Source organism: Trichocoleus sp. FACHB-90, from assembly GCF_014695505.1.
In the GTDB taxonomy this organism is placed as follows: domain Bacteria; phylum Cyanobacteriota; class Cyanobacteriia; order Cyanobacteriales; family FACHB-T130; genus Funiculus; species Funiculus sociatus.
Window position 1 is genome coordinate 107,947 of record NZ_JACJOK010000078.1, and the last position, 18,843, is coordinate 126,789.

An 18,843-nucleotide genomic window follows, 5' to 3' on the forward strand; every position below is an offset into this window, starting at 1 on the left:
AAGATAAGATTCTCTTAAGAAGAGGTTATTGAAGAGACAGCTACACCAAATCTTTAAATTTATGAGGATTTTGTAAAGGAGTAGGGTGGGCAATGCCTACTCTACAAATCCTGCAAAAAGTTTACTAGCCAATCTTTAAGGTGATGGGTGGCGCGGCAATCATCTTCGTTGTAGCGAATAATGGTATCAAGGAAAGTGCGATCGCCTGTTTTTAACCATTGGTCATACCAATATATGGACAACTGTCCATTAGCTCCAGGATCGCGCCACTCAAAGCCTATCCAATGGGCAATTGGTTTGAGGGCGTAACTTTCCACAGGCATTGTCACCGTAGTTGTTACCCACAGATGGATGTCAACAAAGCGGGACAAGATAGTTTCTCTCACCTCTCGCGGCGTGTTGTAGCACTTAGCCAGCCGCTTCACGGTCAGGACTTCGTAATCGCAGAAATGGAAAATGGGGGCTTGAGGATAAGCTGTCACCAAATCTAAAAATTGTTGCCAGATTAAGCCTTCCGAAGCTGGTTGTTCTGCTACAAAGGGATGAAACGTTTCAGTTTTGGCTTGGCGATCAACAACCAAAACTCCTAGCAGATAGTCAAGATCCAGCCCTGGCTCTGCCTCAATATCAAAATACAATTCTATGGGGGAAGCGAGTAAATCTTTGGGGATAGTAAACTGTTGGGCGGAACTTGTCAAAGGCATTGCTTGATTTGCGATCGCGCATTGCGCTTGGCAAATCAACAATTGTGCCGCCTCCTCCCCCAAAACAGGCTCTAACTCCGTAAAATCAGCATCAGCCAGCAACTCTACACTCGTTAGTCCAAGCGATCGCAAATACTGGTAGCGGCTAGGCGTAACACCCGCAAGTAAAGAGATGTGCTGTTGAGATTTTGCCACGCCATAGCACTCGTTCAACCAAGGACAAAGATTGCACCGATGACGAGAAATAAACACCTCTGGCTCTTGCTCTTGAAGCAGCATTTCTATACATTCAAGGCAAACCGACTGCATCTGAGGCAGGCATTTACTCAAACTTACCGTATAGTGAGGGTTTGGGCGACGCAACATTAACCAAGCTTGACTCGGTAAAACTCCCTGCATAGTTGCCAGTAGCAAAGCGTGATAAGCAGCGACAACTTGATATTCTTGCTTAGGACGCTTACCTAGATGAATGTCAACGGGGACGTAAATCCAATCTCCAAAGTTAGAGTGTCCTGGTTGTTTAACCAACAAATCGGGACGACTTATTAGAGAAATTCCCGGTGGTAATTGGTAATTGGTTTCCGCCGTTGTCTCGACAAAATACTCTTGTGCTTCCCCAAAATCTGCCAGCAGCACTCCTCGGTAAATTAGTTCAACGCCTCGTTGCATCAATACCTTAGTGGCATTTGCACCTGCGTCCCAATCTCCGTAAGGAAAATTTGGTTTATCATAAGTTCGCCCTGCCAGAATAGTTTGCTGTAGAGCATACCGATCCTGTTGCAGTTTGGCGCGAAAATCATTCTGAAAATCCTGTCGAGTAGGATCTCCGTATACATCTAAAAAAGCTCGGCGACTACAGCGTTGGTAGTGCCGCAGCATCTCAACAGTTAGCAGCATAACTTCAAGCTAACAGAGATTGAGCTGGCTGCGTTTCCTGACACAACTTTTTTATCCCAAAAATAGTAGATTGATGACAACCCAATACTTTGCCGTCCTTACTACTGGTCTTTTCTCCCTTGTCCTTAGCGTCTTTGCGGTTCTTTTTTTTATAATCTGAGCTTATCTAGCCAGAAAAGTACAGAATGAAACAACCCTACCTTAAAAGGTGGATAACTCTATAAAGTTATATAGTGACGCAAACTCATGTCCAATTTACAGAAAACCAAGGACTCGCTGGATCATCGCCAGCAATTTCCAGCCTTGGCGAATAAAGCCTATTTCAATTATGGCGGTCAAGGCCCGATGCCCCAAGCGGCTTTGGATGCGATTTACCAGTCGTATGAATACGTGCAGCGTTCGGGGCCATTTTCGGCAGAGGTCAACGCTTGGGTTATCAAGGAGGCGAATGAAACTAGAAGCGCGATCGCCAAATCCCTCAACGTTCCGCCAGAGACTATTACTCTAACTGAAGATGTCACCGTAGGCTGCAATATCGCCTTGTGGGGTATCGACTGGCAAACAGGCGATCGCTTACTGATTTCTGACTGCGAACACCCAGGTATTATTGCAACTGTACAGGAACTTCAGCGGCGTTTTGGCATCGAAGTTGACTGCTGTCCCCTAATGGCGACATTGAACGAAGGCAATCCAGTAGCAGCGATTACCGATCATCTGCACCCGAAAACCAAAATGGTAGTCCTGAGTCATCTTCTCTGGAACACCGGACAAGTCCTACCCCTGGGTGAAATTGCTGAGGCAGTACGCCAGCATTCCCATAATCATCAGCCTGTAAGAATTTTGGTAGATGCGGCTCAATCTGTGGGTTCTTTGCCACTAAATTTAACAGAATTAGCTGTTGACTTTTATGCCTTTACTGGCCACAAATGGTTGTGTGGGCCAGAAGGTGTGGGCGGTCTTTACGTGCGACCGGAAGCCTTAGAAAGCTTAAATCCCACCTTTATTGGTTGGCGCAGTATTGTACCCAGTAAATCTTTACCCTACAGTTGGCAACCGGACGGGCGAAGATATGAAGTAGCAACATCCGCCTATCCACTTTACGCAGGCTTAAGGGCAGCGATCGCGCTACATCAGCAATGGGGAACCCCAGAGGAATGTTATCAACAAATCCGAAATTTGAGTAAATATCTCTGGCAACGTTTAGCTGAAATTCCCAGCATCCAATGTCTGCGAAATGCACCACCAGAATCAGGTCTTGTCTCCTTCAAACTTAAAGACAAACCAAACCATCAAAAGTTAGTAGAATTTTTGGAAACACAAGGCATACTTGTGAGGACAATCAACAATCCAGACTGCGTTCGCGCCTGCGTTCACTATTTCACCATCCCTGGAGAAATTGATCGCTTAATTGAAACAATTCAAGAATTTGATGGCTAATAGCTAATTATCAATTTCCAGTCTGGACTTAATCAATAGCAACCCTAAACCGTTTATGAAATCTTCCCTTTTTCTTCTTTCTCTTTCTAAGTCTCAAAGCACAGGCTCCGCCAACGTGGTTCATTAATTTTTACAATTCCTGCATGAATTGCCATATTAGCCATTTCCAATGACCCATCCAATTTTATACATAGCAATCACGAATCACGGCTTCGGTCATGCAGTCCGGGCGGCATCCGTCGCAGCAGAAGTACAAAAACTGTATCCCGAAATTCTGCTAATTCTAGTAACAACAGCGCCACGCTGGTTGCTGGAATCTTACATTACAGGAGATTTCATCCATCGCCCCCGCGCTTTTGATATTGGCGTTGTGCAAGCTGATAGTTTTGCGATGGACAAAGCCACAACTTTGGAAAAATTGCGGGAGATTCGCGCCCAACAAAAATCTATAATTGCTGGAGAAGTAAGTTTTATTCGCCAAAATCGAGTAGGTTTAATTTTGGCAGATATTCCCCCTCTAGCAGCATCAATTGGGAAAGCTGCGGGAATTCCTTGTTGGATGCTGAGTAATTTTGGCTGGGATTTTATTTATCGGGCGTGGGGAGGCGAATTTCTGGAAATTGCCGATTGGATTAGCGAATGTTATCGAGGATGCGATCGCTTATTTCGCTTACCCTTCCACGAACCCATGAGCGCTTTTGGCAATATTACAGATGTTGGCTTAACCGGAGGTAATCCCCGTCACAATCCCGACGAACTGCGATCTAAATTTGGAATTACAGCACCAAAAGAGCAAACCATTTTACTCACTTTCGGCGGCTTAGGTTTGCAAGAAATTCCCTATGAAAACTTGCAGCAGTTTCCCGATTGGCAATTCATCACCTTTGACCGAAATTCGCCCGATTTCCCTAATTTACTCAAAATTACAGACCAGTCTTACCGCCCAGTAGATTTTATGCCCCTGTGTGGGCGAGTGGTTTCCAAACCAGGATATAGCACCTTTGCCGAAGCTTTGCGGCTGGGAGTACCCCTGGTGACGTTAACACGAGAGGGCTTTGCAGAAGCGCCGTTGTTACTTGAAGGCATTCAAAATCATGGGTATCATCAAATTCTGAAACCTGCTGAGTTTTTCCAGAGTAACTGGGAGTTTCTGCGTCAACCTTTGCTTACACCTCGCCAGTCTCAGATGGTAGCAACGGATGGAACGGAAGCGATCGCTCGTACTATCGTCAGCTATTTTCAAAATCGTTAATACTTTTTACCGCTATGAAGCAATACCAACAGCTGCTTAAATTTCAAACCCCCGGCAAATCTTTGCACAAAATAACGCCCAAAATTCAAGCTATTGTCGCCGATTCGGGCGTACAAACTGGACTTTGCACCCTGTTTTTACTTCACACCTCAGCCAGTCTACTCATTCAAGAAAATGCCGATCCAGATGTTCTCAAAGATTTAGAAAACTTCCTCTCCAAACTCGTCCCGGAAAACAGCCACTACTTCCACAGCACTGAAGGGCCAGACGATATGCCAGCTCATATCCGCACGGCGCTGACTCATACTTCTGAAAACATACCCATTGCCAGAGGAAAATTACTACTAGGAACGTGGCAGGGAATTTATATTTGGGAACATCGACAGTGCAGCCAATATAGAGAGGTGGTTGTTCATATAAACGGTGACTAATAACTTATTTAAAGTCGGCGATTTATCGCTTGCTCTGGGCGTTCAATAGTTCCACTTTCTACAGTTAATTTCTCGTCAATAGGTAGTAATTTTACAAGCTGTAAAACCAGGAGAATCAGATAGAGAGGATTGAGCAATAAATAGCGTTTCCAGAGGCGTTTTGGTTCTTTACAAAGGCGGAACAGCCATTCTAAACCAGCCCATTGCATCCAAGCTGGAGCTTCTGGAATGTTGCCTGAATGAAAATCAAAAGCAGCACCCACAGCAATTATGGGACACTTTAGCTGATAGCGATGCTCAAAAGTCCATGCTTCCTGGCGAGGGCAACCCAAGGAAACAAAAACAATTCCTGCCCCAGATTTGCGGATTTCTTCGGTGTATGCGGCATCTTCTTCTGGTGTCAAAGGGCGGAAAGGAGGGGAAATAACACCAGCAATTATTAATTCAGGAAATTTTTGTTTAAGCTTAATTTGCAGACTCTCCAAAACTGTTTCTTTGGAGCCATATAGAAAAATACTGATTCCTTTAATAGCAGCTTGTTCGCAAATTTGCAACATCAGCTCTGGCCCTCGAACTCGGTCTGTGAGTACCTCTTCCTCACTGTTACGGAGGAGATTTAGCGCCCAGCGCACAGGTTGACCATCAGGAGTAACAAGGGTAAAACGCTTCAGCTGTTCCCCATAACCATCGGGATCTAGATAAGCGGAGGTAATGCTATGGACATTAGTGGCTGCTACTGTACAAGATTGATTTAATTGGGCGCTTTGAATAATAAAATCTGTGCTTTCTTTATAGTTAGTCCGGCTAACGCCAATTCCCAAGACATTTGTCTTGTTTGGAGGTGAAATAAAAGTGCGAATGTTCATCTTCGTCTTGAAATTATAGATATTTTTCATGGCAATCATAATTCACCTCTGGTATTTAATGTTTTGCTTACTGCAACGTGAGTTAAATCTAATATTTTTGAATTTTGATAGGTTTATTATCATCGATATAAATGGGTAAGTAAGCCAATCGGTTTTGCTATGGCTGGAAGTAATTTCCCGTGTTTATTAATTCATCGTTAGTATATATAAATTATTAGCTATACCTTTCTTATTTACATCGGCAAAATTGCTGAAATTAACACTGTTAAACGAATTGCCGATATAAAATTCTACCTTTAAAAAAAAGCCAGATAACATTACCTGAATTTTGTATTGTTTTGGTAAAAAAACTTTACTTCTAGTGCGCTACGCGCTGCGTGTAGATGAGCGAACAACCTAGCTTAGGACGGTATATCCGCCAAGCAACAGCGATCGCCTACGCAGAGGCTTCTAGCCAAGTAGAAAAATTAAAAATTAGATTACACCCTCTTCGCAGACAAGTTTACGCGAGATGGCAGAGGCAAGATATGCGTAGAATCACTGAATCTGTCCAGAAGCGATCGCAAAGATTCAGTGATGCTCCCCACGCAATCGAGGATGGATTTTAGGCAGGATGATAGCAGGCAGTTTAAGAAAAGCTTTTTTAGTCCGGATCGGCATTTTGGCTTAGCGATCGCGGCCCCTGAGAACAAAAAACTCCAATCGCCAGTCTTTATCGAGTGAACCTAGACATCAAAATTTCTCAAGCTATCCACAACTCTTATCCGGTAACAGCAGATTGACAGTTGTAGATACAGGACAGACAGTGAGCTTCACGTTTTTGGAAAAAAGGATTCATAACACAGGAGCAGTATCATGAATGTATCTGAGTATACAGTAAGAAATATTAGTCTGGCAAGCTGGGTTTCGATTCCGCAACAAGAAGTTACCGTCAACGCAGCCCCCAAAGCGAAAGCAACTGCCAAGAAGCCGTTTGAACCCCTCAAACCATTACGCCAGTGGATGGATAACTTACAAGTGCGCGACGCAAAGCTTGCTCACCGCCTCTGCAAAATGATTCCCTCCCAGTGTCCGTTTGAGCGTGATGTCAAATTATTCAGTAAAGTTCTGTTTCACATTCCGCCCATGTGTAAGCTAAACCCGCTTTATGATGAAGTAGTGGGTCTGCGTTTCCGGGCGCTGTGCTATCTGGCAGATGAGTGTGGAGAAGATATCGCCGCATACTGCTAAGATTCCAAACGGCGACTGGAAAAAGGCACCATTGGATGTGCATAGTGACTGAATATCATGGCTATCATTGCCCTGAGAGGCTGGTATCTCCAAGAGTATGAGCCGATCAAAGAATTAGAGAAACGTCCCCACGATCTGCGGCTGAGCAAAAATAGCTTGCTGAAGTCGGGATTAAGAGCAGATTTTTTAGAAGACAGCCAGGATGTAAAAGGCTCAGAGTGGTTTAAGCGCTACCTAGAAGGAGAAACGGTCGAGTTTTATATCGAAGGTAGCGGTGGCTATACAATCTCTAACATTGACCTAACAAGCCACGAGATTTATTTCACCAAGCAAGCGGTGATGGCGAATTTGGAACCAACGATCTTCCTGTGCCATCAAACCGAATATACGGCATCTAGCGTTGCCCTGCGCGAGGGACTCGTTGATGCCCTGGAGACATTAAACACGCGATCGCGTCTACCTTTGACACTGGAAGAATCTGGTCGTCCCACGGGTGTCCCACATCGACTCAGCAACACCCAGATGCGAAAAATCCGCAAATGTCTGCTATTTGTTGCCGATGGGACACCAGTGACTGGCATTTCCAGGGAAGAGACGACCTTATTAATTCCCAGTCCCAATGTTTGTGTAGAAATTGGTTACGCCTTGCAAAGCAAGCGTTCCGAACAACTTTTGTTAGCTCAAATGGAGCGAAATGACCTAGCAGGGGAGTTTCCTTTTGACTTTCCCAACCATCAACAACTGTTATTCACCACAGCTTCGGAACTACATCAAACTTTGCCACCCCTGCTGGAAACCTTGCTGCATCGGTTTAATTTGTTTTCCTAATAGTAGTTCTTTGTCTCGCTACTAGGGGTCGCCTCCCAGCCTCGCTCTTTAGGCTTACGCTGGGAAGAAGAGCCGAGACGTAAGCCTCAATAAGGTCTTTCTGACAACTTCCGTAGAAATCAGGTGTAATTTTCGACCGTTCTCGGCACATAATAATCAGGATGGATTGAAAATCGATCGACCATATGCCGAGAACTCCCACCGAATACGCCGTATACCTAATGATGGAAGGCGGTCATAAAGCTGAAGTGCGTTTTGCAACTATTCAAGAGTTTCAAAAATGGTACAGCGGCGAACTGATGCCCAAAGCCTCTTCAACAGACTTCATCAGCGTGCCGATAAAAAATGTCCAGGGTGAATACATGGTCGTGCGTCCGGTCAGCATTCGTGCAATCCGGGTGGAACCTGTCTTCGCCGGAAGTGTCGATAGAAGTGACTACGAATAACTATCGATTTCCCTTTTGGTGTAAGTAATGAGAAAGACATTTGCTTTGCTTTCCCTGAGTTTTGGTATGGCTATGGGAAGTCTCAGTTTGCCTGTCTTGGCTAATGTTCCCTCCCTCCCCCTGCGCCCGATAAACGCAAACTTGCTGAATCTCACCTGTTGTCGGTCAGATGCGCTGGGGTTGGATGACCAACTGTGGGGAAGGAACGGGAAAGCAGGAGACAAAAAGGCGCTCATCGCCTCTCTTGACAACAGTCTGCGCTATCTACAGACAAACGATGCAGCTGTTGCTTACCAGAAGTATCCGGTTCCGGGAATTACGCTTTCTCGCGTCCGCCGCTCGTTGGTACGCTTTCGTCAGCTGGTTATCAATTCCCGAAACCCCGCCGAATTGCAAGCTGCTGTGAAGCGCGAGTTTGTCTTATACCAGTCTGTAGGTAAGGACGATAAAGGTAGCGTCCAATACACCGCTTACTACGAACCAACCTACACAGCTAGTCGCCAGCAGACGGCAGAGTATCGCTATCCTATTTATGGGATGCCGTCGAACTTCCAGTCTTGGCCCAAACCGCACCCTACACGGGTTGAACTGGAAGGGGAGGATGGTTTGTTAGGGGCGAAAAGCCCATTAAAGGGGCTGGAAATAGCTTGGCTACGCGATCGCTTAGAAGCATTCCTGGTGCAAATCCAAGGCTCTGCTCAACTCCAGATGACCGATGGCAGCGTGATGACTGTCGGTTATGCGGGGGGAACTGATTATCCTTATACCAGTGTGGGGAAAGAACTAGCCAAAGATGGCAAACTGCCTCTGTCAGGTTTAACGCTACCTGTGCTGATCAAGTATTTCCAGCAAAATCCTCTGGAGATGAGTAACTATATCCCACGCAATAGTCGCTTTGTCTTCTTCCGGGAAACCAACGGTGCGCCAGCAATGGGAAGCATTGGGGTGCCAGTAACAGCGGAGCGTTCAATAGCTACAGATAAGTCTCTCATGCCACCAGGAGCCTTAGCGCTAATTCATACGCGAGTTCCCTACTTTAATAGTCAAGGTAAGATTGAGCAGCGCCTAGTAAGTCGCTATGTACTTGACCAGGATAAAGGAAGTGCAATTCTAACTCCAGGTCGAGTAGATTATTTTATTGGGACAGGAAAAAAAGCAGGCGATCGCGCTGGTGTTACTGGCGGCAATGGGCAACTATATTACCTACTACTTAAACAGTAAGTAGATTGGGTGGAGCAATAGCGAAACCCAACAAGCGGATGATTTAGGTTGGGTTTCACGCAACGGCCCAACCTAATAAAACATGGCTTTATTTTTGCCTTTTGTCTTTTGAATTTTAGTAGGGTGGTTCACCATACTCAAATTCATCATCGTGGTAAACAAAAGAACTGGCAACACCCGCCATTTCCATCTTGGAAGTTTCCGCTTTCGGCTTTTCCTTCCCGAACTCTTCGTACTCCTCAAAAGTCTTACAAATAATCGCCGACTCCTCAGAACTAGAAGCAATCAGATAATCAGTTAAAGTTTTCGCTGTGGGATGCTCATAATCTACCGTACTAGCTACCAAAGCCGTATTTGAACCACTACCCCTTTCTTCCATCTCAATCAAGGGACAAAAAACGCCGTGAGCATGAAACAGCGCCCCTTTCGGTGTTAGAGGTTGTTTGCGGTACTCAGCATAAGCCTTTTCCAATTCGCCAATAAATCCGCCTACTACTTGACCTTGCTTAATGTCACAGTAGGATTTGCTGAAGCTAGCGCCAGCAACACCATTCAATGTTAATTGCAGCGGTGATTGATGGAGGAAATTTTTGTTTTCACCCACTAAAAAAATCAGGTGACGAGTGAAGGTCTTAAACTTTAGCTTATCTGCCAAGAAAGCGTCGTAGTTATCTTTTAGAGTACCCAGTTTCGCTCCACTTTCCCGATCTTTAACAGATAATGGCCCCCGTCGTACTATAACTATGCGTGGGGTGGTGGTGATTAATAGCGTTTCGACTCCGGTGCTAAATTCATGCTGTACTTGCTGCCAATTTGCATCTGGAGTAAAGCCCACGGCATTAGCATTATCCAGCTTAATTGCCAATCCGTGAGGTTGAATCCCACTTTTGCTGTACCGAGGATTGATCATCTGGCACCAAGGCAGCACTTGAGAAGGGGGGGCGTTGAACTTGTCGTCGTCGAAGTCGAAATTCGCAGATGCGTTCATTGTCTTAGGCATCGAAGTCTTGTGCTGATCAAGTTTACAAGTCGGTGAAATATGACGGTGTGCCAAAGGCCACTTCAGGAATTGGCAATATAGCACAATTCTCTGGCACTTAAAGTAGACGATTCGATGGTAGCGCGGCGGGAGCTGCACGCCAACTTTGAGGCTCAACCGATGGCAGAATACTCCTATGATTGACCACCATCACCTGCTGAAAGAACTCCCCTCCACCTTTTTATCAGAATTTGTGGATCTGTTTTTGCCGATGTCACAGCACGCTTAGCTCGTAACTCCCTGATTTTCCTAACTCCGGAAGTGTTTACAGATGTCACTTCTAGGGAGTGATACGTTTTGCCAGCTCAATTTAGAGAGCAACAGTCTCTTTATTATCATCCATGTGAAACGCCTGGGGCGTTAGGAAACGGATTTTAACAAGCGAATGTTCCGCTAATTCGTCCGACTGTACACGCCCTGCCTATAGCCGAATTGCTCAGTCGATTGTATGGTGGGGATTGCCCTACCTGCTACAGGAAGCTTGACGCGATCGCTTCTTTCTCCCAAACGCGATCGCACCCATACTCCCAAAAAATTATTTTTCCTGAACATAATTACTTTTCCCAATGTATAGTATCATTTACTACAGATATTTTTGCCAAAACGTCTTATATGTGGCCAGGTTAAACGTGACGTGACAGCAAAGAAGAGTTAATATTTACTATCCTTTACAAAAGATATTGATAAAACGTGAGTTTTATCAAAATCTACAACATGGAAGCATCATTTGAAATTACCCTGCAAATGGTTTTAACCGTTGTTGCAGGAATCAGCGCCCAGGTTATAGCCGAATATCTCCAGGTTCCCAGCATCGTCTTTTTGTTGCTATTTGGTATTCTACTGGGGCCAGACGGATTGAGCGTGCTACACCCGAACCAGCTAGGAACTGGTTTAGAAGTCATGGTTGCCCTCTGTGTAGCAATCATTCTCTTTGAAGGCGGGCTTAACCTGGAACTCAAAGAAATGGGTAAAGTTTCCGGTAGCCTGCGAAATCTGGTGACGCTGGGGACGCTTATAACCCTGCTTGGCGGAGGCATGGCGGCTCACTGGTTGGGTGAATTTCCCTGGCCTATTGCCTTTCTCTACGCATCTCTGGTAGTGGTAACGGGGCCAACAGTAATCAGCCCCCTACTCAAACAGGTGCAAGTAGACCGACAAGTGGCAACGCTTTTGGAGGGAGAAGGCGTTTTAATTGACCCAGTGGGGGCAATCCTTGCGGTCGTCGTGCTAGACACCATTGTGAACGCGGATACTGATCCCCTGGAAGCTTTCATCGGTCTTATCGTGCGCGTAGGCATCGGCGGCGGTATCGGCGTTGCTGGTGGTTGGTTGCTGGGTTTGATTCTCAAACGCGCCAAGTTTCTTTCCGAAGACTTAAAAAACCTGGTAGTTCTGGCTGGGTTGTGGGGTTTGTTTGGTCTGGCGCAGACAATCCGCAGCGAGTCGGGATTGATGGCAACAGTGATGGCGGGAATTGTCCTGGGTGCTGCCTCTATCCCAGAGGAGCGTCTGTTACGGCGTTTTAAAGGACAATTAACCATCTTCAGCGTCTCGGTATTGTTTATTCTCCTATCTGCTGACTTGTCCATTGCCAGCGTGTTTGCCCTGGGGTGGGGCAGCTTGTTCACCGTGTTGGCGCTAATGTTTATCGTGCGCCCGATTAACATCGGCTTGTGTACGTTGAATAGTGGGCTGAATTGGCGACAAAAGTTATTTTTATGCTGGATTGCTCCCAGAGGAATTGTTTCTGCGTCTGTTGCCTCCTTGTTTGCCATTTTTCTGACGCAGTATGGCATCAATGGCGGCGATTCCATCAAGGCGCTGGTTTTCCTCACTATTATGATGACCGTATTTTTCCAAGGGCTGACGGCGCGTTGGGTTGCCGCCTGGTTGCGAATTAACCCCCAGAACGCAACTGGGGCTGTAATTATTGGTTGTAGTCCCTTAAGCCGCCTGATTGCTCGTTTATTTCAAGAGCGGGGAGAATCTGTGGTGCTGATTGATACAGACCCCGAAGCTTGCAAAATTGCCGAACAGGAAAATCTGCGGGTGTTCTTGAGCAGTGGTTTGGATATGGAAGTTCTGGAAGAGGCGGGACTGGCCTCTATGGGAACTTTCGTGGCGATGACGAATAATGGGGAGGTAAATTTAGTGTTGGCGCAACGAGCCGCAGAAGAGTTTCGTCCGCCTCGTGTTTTGGCAGTCTTCCCGCAAGCCAATATGGCGACTAATAATACAAAGGTTCACCAAGCTTTTATTCCTCAGCTGTCGGTAAAAAATTGGAATCAGTACCTTAACGAAGGGCAGGTAAAGTTAGGTAAAACGACGCTTAGAGAAGATGGGTTGGCTTTTCAACAAGCTCATCTACAAGCCTTAATTCGTGCTGGGGAGCTAGTGCCATTATTGTTTGAGAGAGAGCAGCTTTTCCAGGTGGTGCCAGCAGCAGAAGAGTGGCAGCCTGGAGATCAGATTATTTATCTGCTGCATGACCCTAGACCTAAACTGTTGAAGCGGTTATCGGGTGGGAGTCCCTCTTCTCGTCTGGCGTTGGAGAAGTTGCCAGAAGTGGAGGAAGTGCCAATTTCTGCGGTGGGTATTGCTGTGGGGGAACTCAAGGTTGAGAATGCTGTACAGCCACCCAATTAAAAAGGAATAATTTAAAAATGTAAGAAATTAGCATTTACGCATTAACACTAAGCCAAGTATGCGTGCGTCTCAAGGCTTACTGTTTAAGTTGTTCTAAAATAAATTGGAGAAGCACCCAAAGGTACCAATTTGTCCAGACTTGATATCACTATATTTGTACTCAGATTAATGCGTTCCCAAATAGGGGCTTTAAGCTTACGAGTGGGTCTGGTAAAGTCTAGACGATATTACAAAGACATTCATTTATAATAAAGAATTTCTATGGTAATTTTTTTTTAGCTACTTTTACAATAACCGCGTAATTCCTACTTTAATATACCTTTCGCCCTTGCCTTTTTAATCCAACTCGGAAATTCATTTAGCAGTCTTTCATACAATTGCTCATCAGTTATTTTTCCTAAATCATCTACATGAAAAAAGTCGGCGTTATCAACGATACGACCAGCCATCGTGTCTAATTTTTCCAAAATTCCATAATTAGAACCAGCCAAGCCAACAAATTGCCAAAATATAGGGTATTTTGCTGCATCAACCACAGCTTTTTTAATTCCTTGTTCATCAGTAACGCCTCCATCACTAAGAAACACAATAAACGTAGGTAGCTTATTAGGCATTTCTTGAGTGTACTTCTTGATTACATCTTGGATGACTAAGGCTTCATTATTTCCAAAACCTAGTTCTTTCATCAGAGAAGGGGTTTTTAAAATAAGGAAAGTTCTCTTGCTCTCTCCACATGCTTCTTGAATGTAACCATCAACATTCGTTTCTTTTACTGATTTTGTCCTTTTGAATGTTGAGCCAAAAAACCAAACGTCTAAGCTTTCATCATTATCTAGCCTGCTAGCAACTGGAACTATTCTTTCAAGAAAAGCTTGTACTGCACCAGAAGTATATTGTTGGAGCATAGAGCCAGAAATATCTAAAACCAAAGCAACTTGTGCTACGACATTAGTAATACCTTTTTTGGTTAGAACAATATCTACTTTTGTTTTTAACAAACTAATGTTGGCTTTTTTTGTAATATTGATAGGTTGCAATTGAGAATTTTGAGTGGGCGCTATTACAGGAACTTCTACTTTAGGCTCTAGTTTATTTTCTTTTGGTTTAGTTTCGACGATATACTTATCTACAAAACTTTTCAAACCCGTATTATAACCTTCTCCTACTGCTTGGAATTTCCATTCACCGTCCTTTTTATACAATCGTCCAAATTCCAAAGCTGTCTCTTGGGAAAAAGCTTCTCTCAAATTGTACCGAGCCAAAGACCTTTTTGTTTCTGGGTTATAAATTTTGATAAATGCGTTTTTAATTTGGCTGAAATTTTGATTTTTTTCCTGTCCTTCGTGAATTGTGACAACAAAAACTATTTCTTGAATAATCGGATTTATTTTTTTAATATCAACATAAATCGTTTCATCATCTCCGTTGCCTTCTCCGGTTCTATTATCTCCTGAGTGTCTTAAAGAACCATCAAGCGATTGAAGATTGTTGTAGAACACAAAGTATCTTTCATCAGGAACTTTGCCATCTACACCTAACATGAACACAGAAGCATCTACATCATAAGTTTGCCCATTTTGACTTATTTGCCAACCCAAGCCAATAGAAACATTTTTTAAATCTGGAGCTTCTTTAGAAAGATTAAACCTGCCACCTTTGGCTAATTCAATTTCCATTTTTGATATATCCTTTATAGGTAAATTCTGGCGACTAAGTTAAGTATTTGGTCAAAAAAGGGGGCAACAATAAATCCCCCTTTTTGTTTATTAACTCCTTAACTAGCTATTAAGAAGCGTATTTGTCTACAAAACTCTGCAAGCCTGATTTATAACCAGCGCCGACAGCTTGGAATCTCCATTCACCATCTTTTCTGTAAAGCTTGCCAAATTCAATTGCAGTTTCTGCCGAAGCATCTTCATCTAATTCATACTTAGCAATTTGTTTTTCTGTGGTATTGTCGTAAATTCTGATGTAAGAGTTTCTCACTTGCCCAAAGTTTTGCTTTCTTTGATCTGCTTCATGGATAGTCACAACAAAAACTATTTCTTGAACTGAAGCATCAACTTTGCTCAAATCAATTTGAACCGTTTCGTCATCCCCTGAACCCTCGCCAGTTCTGCTATCTCCCTGATGTTTTACAGAACTGTCTGGTGATGTTGAGTTGTTATAGAATACAAAGTATTTTTCGTTAGGAATTTTTCCGTTAGCTCCCAACATAAATACAGAAGCATCCAAATCGAAAGCTGAACCTGTATCTGTGGCGTTGATATCCCATCCCAAGCCAATACCCGCATTTTTCATGCTAGGTGCTTCTTTTGAGAGATTGATTCTTTCGCCTTTGCTTAAGTTAATTGACATAATTACTGCCTCTTGCTACAAAACGACTTTTATTCAGAGTTGACATTGAGTTTAATTACTCAATAATTATCGGGCTAGCTGCTTAACGAATGGTTAAGCATAGGCTTGCACGAGTTCATGTAACCCATTAACGCTAACACCATTGCCAATGGCTGCCATTTTCCACTCGTTGTTACGATTGTAAATTTCAGCCATAATCATCCCGGTCATTCCTTTGTATTCAGCACCCGACAAATTATACTTGGCAAGTTCTTGATTATTAGAGGTATTTACCAGACGGACAAAAGCATTTTTTACTTGTGCAAAGTCTTGTTTACGCTCAATACAGTGGTAAATATTAACCGTAAAAACAAGTTTCACAATCTCCTTTGGTAGCCGAGCTAAATCTACAAGAATCTGCTCATCATCGCCTTCTCCTGCACCTGTGAGATTATCACCCAGATGGGTAATTGCTCCTGATTGGTGGGATAAGTTGCCAAAGAAAACGATGTTAGCTTTATCTTTTAGTTTGTCATTTTGATCTAAACAGATTACTGAGGCATCCAAGTCGCAGTCTTGAGTGTTGCTGAAAGCTCCAAACAAACCGCCGCCCGTGCTTTTTGCTACATCCCATCCTAGCCCACACATGAGTTTGGTTAGTCCTGGGGCTTCTTTGGAGAGTGAGATTCGTTGCCCTTTTTGTAGGTTGATACCCATCTAAATTATCCCAAATATATTAGGTTAGTGCTGAAAAAGCTCTTGTGTTTATGATAAGTAATTTTCTCATACTTGGGAAACAAGCTGCAATCACCTAGCAGAATGGCACATTATTTTCTTTCTGTCAATGTTTGAGTCTGAAATGAAACTTTAAATTTTTAATCTTTGTTGGTGAGAGTTAGGGAGTTTGAATCAATTTCTGCTTGAGTTAAATCTGGCTCTGAGGTTGAAGATATAGCTTTTAATTCCATTTGAAGCCGCGTTTGCTGTCTTTCCTGCACCAGTAGTGCGCCGAGATGAGTGATAGCGATCGCGATCGCGCTCACAGATAAAATGTAGCTGTGTATTGTATATAGATGTTCCACAGTTGCTGTGCTTATCGCGCCGCCGCCAGTAAGGATGTCTCGCAGCTGGGAACCAATAAAAGGAATCGCTTCGATGGTTTGCAATTCGATGCTTAAACGCCAGTAGCCTAGCTGACTCCAATCGAGTATCATAGCTGTCCATGCCAGCGCGATCGCATTTAAAGTAAAGAAAATTACGCTAATCCACCCAGTTAACCAGCTTTTTGTAAATTTCCTCCCCAGAAACATCACTACTATTTCGATTAGGGAGACTACAATTACCCCATTTCCAGCAATATCGTGAACGTCACGAATTAGCGAACCATTGGGAACTTCAGTTGCAATATTCTTTAAAGATTCGTAAGCGCCTCCGGCAGATGGTTCGTAGTAAAAAGCTAACAAAATACCCGTAAAAGCTGCACTCAAGCTTAATGTAAGAATAGAGACTGCCAAGATTGTCGCCAGCCGCCGGAAAATGAATTCATACTTCTCGGTATTCATCGTTAAATTTACTTTTCTTAACTAAAACTTTACATTTAGTAATATATTAACGATGGCATTCAGGGAAGTAATTGTTCTAAGTGCGTATATCTTCAGACAGAGTTTGAACAAGAGTGAGTTTAGGTTGGCCCTTGGAAGGAAACCCAACCCAATAAGTAAGTGTGATTAATTATTTGTGGGATGGGTTAGCGACGGCGTAACCTATGCAGATGTTAGGTTTCCTACGTCAATCCAACCTACGAACTTTAATCTTTGAGAAAATGGGTTTCTCAAAACTGGCATTATGCCAAATACGGAACCCAAGTCTTAAAAGGCTCTGGCGAACCGTACCAAATACCAGGGGTTCTGGGAGAATGTTTCACACCTTCTATTACCAGATTGGTTGCTCCCTCTAAATGTGCAGCTTCAATCGGGGTAATCCCGTCTCCCCAGGTGTTACCGACTCCGCAAGTTAATTTATAACTGCTGTATGCTAGCCACTGACCAGGACGCCTTGCACCGTAAATGGACTTACCAGCGACACAGACATAGCGCACCTTTGGGTAAAAGGCTCCGGGATAGTTGATTTTGACAAAATCTAGATTTTTTTTAGTCCAGCGTTCGCCACTGATATGAGGTGTTCCCAAAGTTAGCAAAGTGGCAACATTGGGGTGAGCGTGCCAAAGTCCAGCGTCATCGGTGACATCTTTGTGAATCGAGTAAGGTGTTTCTCCCAGATAGATGCGAGAAATCCAGCCGCCTGCTGAGTGACCGATTAGGTTAATCTGAGAAACGTTGTATTGCTGCAACATTTGTTTTACCGTGCGGTCGAGTTGCCGCAAAATGGGAATCATCGACCGGCCTCCCACGGTGGGGAACCAATCCCGACCGCGCAAGGGGACTGTGACCGCGGGAAAACCCAGCTGTTGTAAAGATTGTTCTAGTTGACGGTAGGCGATCGCGCCTTCCAAATATCCGGGCAAAATGACTGTAGGCAACACGATGTTAAATTTGGGATTGTAAATTCTATTGTGCAACCAGGCATACTCTACGGTATTGGCGTTGGCCCCGGCGACCCTGAATTGATTACTGTTAAAGGACTCGGTATTCTGCAACGAGTGCCGATAGTTGCTTTTCCCGCAGGCGTACAAGGTAAGCCAGGAATGGCTCAGCAGATGGTGGCACAATGGCTCAATTCCAGCCAAGTGCAGCTGGCTTTGAGTTTTCCTTACGTGCAGGATAATGACATTTTGGCCGAGGCTTGGCAAGCAGCTGCCGAACGAGTTTGGCAATATTTAGAATTAGGTCAAGATGTCGCTTTTGTCTCGGAAGGCGATGTGAGTTTCTACAGCACGTTTACCTATTTGGCACAAGCGCTGCAACAACTGCATCCGAAAGTCGTAGTGCAGACTATTCCGGGAATTTGTTCGCCAATGGCGGCGGCGGCAGTTTTGGGCATTCCTTTGACGATTCGCGCTCAACGCTTAGTTGTGTTACCAGCGCTCTACACTGTAGGAGAATTGGAAGCGGTGCTGGATTGGGCAGATGTGGTGGTGTTGATGAAGGTAAGTTCAGTTTACGAGCAGGTTTGGAAAGTTTTGCAGCAGCGCGGCTTGCTGGAGCAAGCTTATGTGGTGGAACGAGCAACTTTACCGGATCAGGTGGTTTATGCGGGGTTAAGACTTCGCCCTAATTTGAAGTTACCCTACTTTTCGGTGTTAATTGTCCAAGTCACTAAATCACTTAATTGAAGGCAACTGGCAACTTCTGAGCATTGGCTGCGGTCTTTCCTAAAGAGCCAGAAAATAAAATTAAGATTTCAGGTACTCTGGACTTTAAACATTGAGATTCAAATTCAAAATCTGAAACTAATATAAAAAGCGTGTGCATCTTTACGAGCGCGATCGCCTGCTATATAAGCGCGAATCATTTGACCTGATTCCCAGCCTATCCCATCGCTGAGGAGTG

Annotated in this window: 19 protein-coding genes; 10 read left to right on the forward strand and 9 right to left on the reverse strand. The window is 44.2% G+C overall.

Translation table 11 applies throughout. From position 1 onward, the window contains the following. Positions 1–101 precede the first annotated feature (101 nt). Entirely contained in the window at positions 102–1,601 is a 1,500-nt protein-coding gene (locus tag H6F74_RS23010) for a TM0106 family RecB-like putative nuclease (protein WP_190444473.1), read from the reverse strand. 246 nt (positions 1,602–1,847) lie between these two features. Here H6F74_RS23010 and H6F74_RS23015 point away from each other — a divergent pair, with 246 nt between their 5' ends. The 3 genes from H6F74_RS23015 to H6F74_RS23025 all read left to right on the forward strand — a co-directional run bounded on the left by H6F74_RS23015 (position 1,848) and on the right by H6F74_RS23025 (position 4,721). Then, a complete protein-coding gene (locus H6F74_RS23015) occupies positions 1,848–3,038 on the forward strand; it encodes an aminotransferase class V-fold PLP-dependent enzyme (RefSeq protein ID WP_190444474.1) in 1,191 nt (396 codons plus the stop codon). Between the two features lie 169 nt (positions 3,039–3,207). Next, positions 3,208–4,290 carry a glycosyl transferase gene (locus H6F74_RS23020; RefSeq protein WP_190444475.1) on the forward strand — a complete coding sequence of 361 codons (1,083 nt, stop codon included), beginning with the start codon at positions 3,208–3,210 and terminating at the stop codon, positions 4,288–4,290. 14 nt (positions 4,291–4,304) lie between these two features. Further along, positions 4,305–4,721 (forward strand): secondary thiamine-phosphate synthase enzyme YjbQ, encoded by a 417-nt coding sequence (locus tag H6F74_RS23025; protein ID WP_190444476.1) that lies wholly within the window; start codon positions 4,305–4,307, stop codon positions 4,719–4,721. 8 nt (positions 4,722–4,729) lie between these two features. On the opposite strand, the gene H6F74_RS23030 is transcribed toward H6F74_RS23025, so the two are convergent. Then, entirely contained in the window at positions 4,730–5,626 is an 897-nt protein-coding gene (locus H6F74_RS23030) for a WecB/TagA/CpsF family glycosyltransferase (RefSeq protein ID WP_242022322.1), read from the reverse strand. Positions 5,627–5,970: 344 nt separating this feature from the next. Here H6F74_RS23030 and H6F74_RS23035 point away from each other — a divergent pair, with 344 nt between their 5' ends. The 5 genes from H6F74_RS23035 to H6F74_RS23055 all read left to right on the forward strand — a co-directional run bounded on the left by H6F74_RS23035 (position 5,971) and on the right by H6F74_RS23055 (position 9,312). Next, positions 5,971–6,195: a hypothetical protein gene (locus H6F74_RS23035; RefSeq protein ID WP_190444477.1), complete on the forward strand. Its 225-nt coding sequence runs from the start codon at positions 5,971–5,973 to the stop codon at positions 6,193–6,195. Between the two features lie 247 nt (positions 6,196–6,442). Further along, the gene (locus tag H6F74_RS23040; RefSeq protein ID WP_190444478.1) at positions 6,443–6,817 is read left to right on the forward strand and encodes a Mo-dependent nitrogenase C-terminal domain-containing protein; all 375 of its coding nucleotides are present in this window, start codon (positions 6,443–6,445) and stop codon (positions 6,815–6,817) included. Between the two features lie 57 nt (positions 6,818–6,874). Further along, positions 6,875–7,645, forward strand: coding sequence for a hypothetical protein (locus tag H6F74_RS23045; protein WP_190444479.1), 771 nt, complete (start codon positions 6,875–6,877; stop codon positions 7,643–7,645). 185 nt (positions 7,646–7,830) lie between these two features. Further along, a complete protein-coding gene (locus tag H6F74_RS23050; RefSeq protein WP_190424941.1) occupies positions 7,831–8,091 on the forward strand; it encodes a hypothetical protein in 261 nt (86 codons plus the stop codon). Between the two features lie 27 nt (positions 8,092–8,118). Continuing rightward, entirely contained in the window at positions 8,119–9,312 is a 1,194-nt protein-coding gene (locus H6F74_RS23055; RefSeq protein WP_190444480.1) for a murein transglycosylase A, read from the forward strand. A gap of 115 nt (positions 9,313–9,427) precedes the next feature. Here the strand turns inward: H6F74_RS23055 and H6F74_RS23060 are convergent, their stop codons facing one another. Continuing rightward, positions 9,428–10,300, reverse strand: coding sequence for a DUF5895 domain-containing protein (locus tag H6F74_RS23060; protein ID WP_190424936.1), 873 nt, complete (start codon positions 10,298–10,300; stop codon positions 9,428–9,430). A 444-nt stretch (positions 10,301–10,744) separates the two neighbouring features. After that, positions 10,745–10,903, reverse strand: coding sequence for a hypothetical protein (locus H6F74_RS23065; protein WP_190444481.1), 159 nt, complete (start codon positions 10,901–10,903; stop codon positions 10,745–10,747). Positions 10,904–11,065: 162 nt separating this feature from the next. Here H6F74_RS23065 and H6F74_RS23070 point away from each other — a divergent pair, with 162 nt between their 5' ends. Beyond that, positions 11,066–12,997, forward strand: a complete 1,932-nt coding sequence (locus tag H6F74_RS23070; protein ID WP_190444482.1) for a cation:proton antiporter — start codon at positions 11,066–11,068, stop codon at positions 12,995–12,997. 305 nt (positions 12,998–13,302) lie between these two features. On the opposite strand, the gene H6F74_RS23075 is transcribed toward H6F74_RS23070, so the two are convergent. The 5 genes from H6F74_RS23075 to H6F74_RS23095 all read right to left on the reverse strand — a co-directional run bounded on the left by H6F74_RS23075 (position 13,303) and on the right by H6F74_RS23095 (position 17,879). Further along, on the reverse strand, positions 13,303–14,673 hold the full coding sequence (locus tag H6F74_RS23075) for a VWA domain-containing protein (RefSeq protein ID WP_190444483.1): 1,371 nt from the start codon (positions 14,671–14,673) through the stop codon (positions 13,303–13,305). Positions 14,674–14,782: 109 nt separating this feature from the next. Next, a complete protein-coding gene (locus tag H6F74_RS23080; RefSeq protein WP_190444484.1) occupies positions 14,783–15,355 on the reverse strand; it encodes a TerD family protein in 573 nt (190 codons plus the stop codon). A gap of 93 nt (positions 15,356–15,448) precedes the next feature. Further along, complete coding sequence (locus H6F74_RS23085; RefSeq protein ID WP_190444485.1) at positions 15,449–16,051, reverse strand: TerD family protein; 603 nt, start codon at positions 16,049–16,051, stop codon at positions 15,449–15,451. 158 nt (positions 16,052–16,209) lie between these two features. Beyond that, positions 16,210–16,896, reverse strand: a complete 687-nt coding sequence (locus H6F74_RS23090; protein ID WP_190444486.1) for a cytochrome b N-terminal domain-containing protein — start codon at positions 16,894–16,896, stop codon at positions 16,210–16,212. 281 nt (positions 16,897–17,177) lie between these two features. Continuing rightward, on the reverse strand, positions 17,178–17,879 hold the full coding sequence (locus H6F74_RS23095; RefSeq protein ID WP_190444564.1) for an alpha/beta fold hydrolase: 702 nt from the start codon (positions 17,877–17,879) through the stop codon (positions 17,178–17,180). 27 nt (positions 17,880–17,906) lie between these two features. Between H6F74_RS23095 and H6F74_RS23100 the strand changes: the two genes are divergently transcribed. Next, the gene (locus H6F74_RS23100) at positions 17,907–18,626 is read left to right on the forward strand and encodes a precorrin-2 C(20)-methyltransferase (RefSeq protein ID WP_190444487.1); all 720 of its coding nucleotides are present in this window, start codon (positions 17,907–17,909) and stop codon (positions 18,624–18,626) included. Positions 18,627–18,843: the final 217 nt, after the last annotated feature.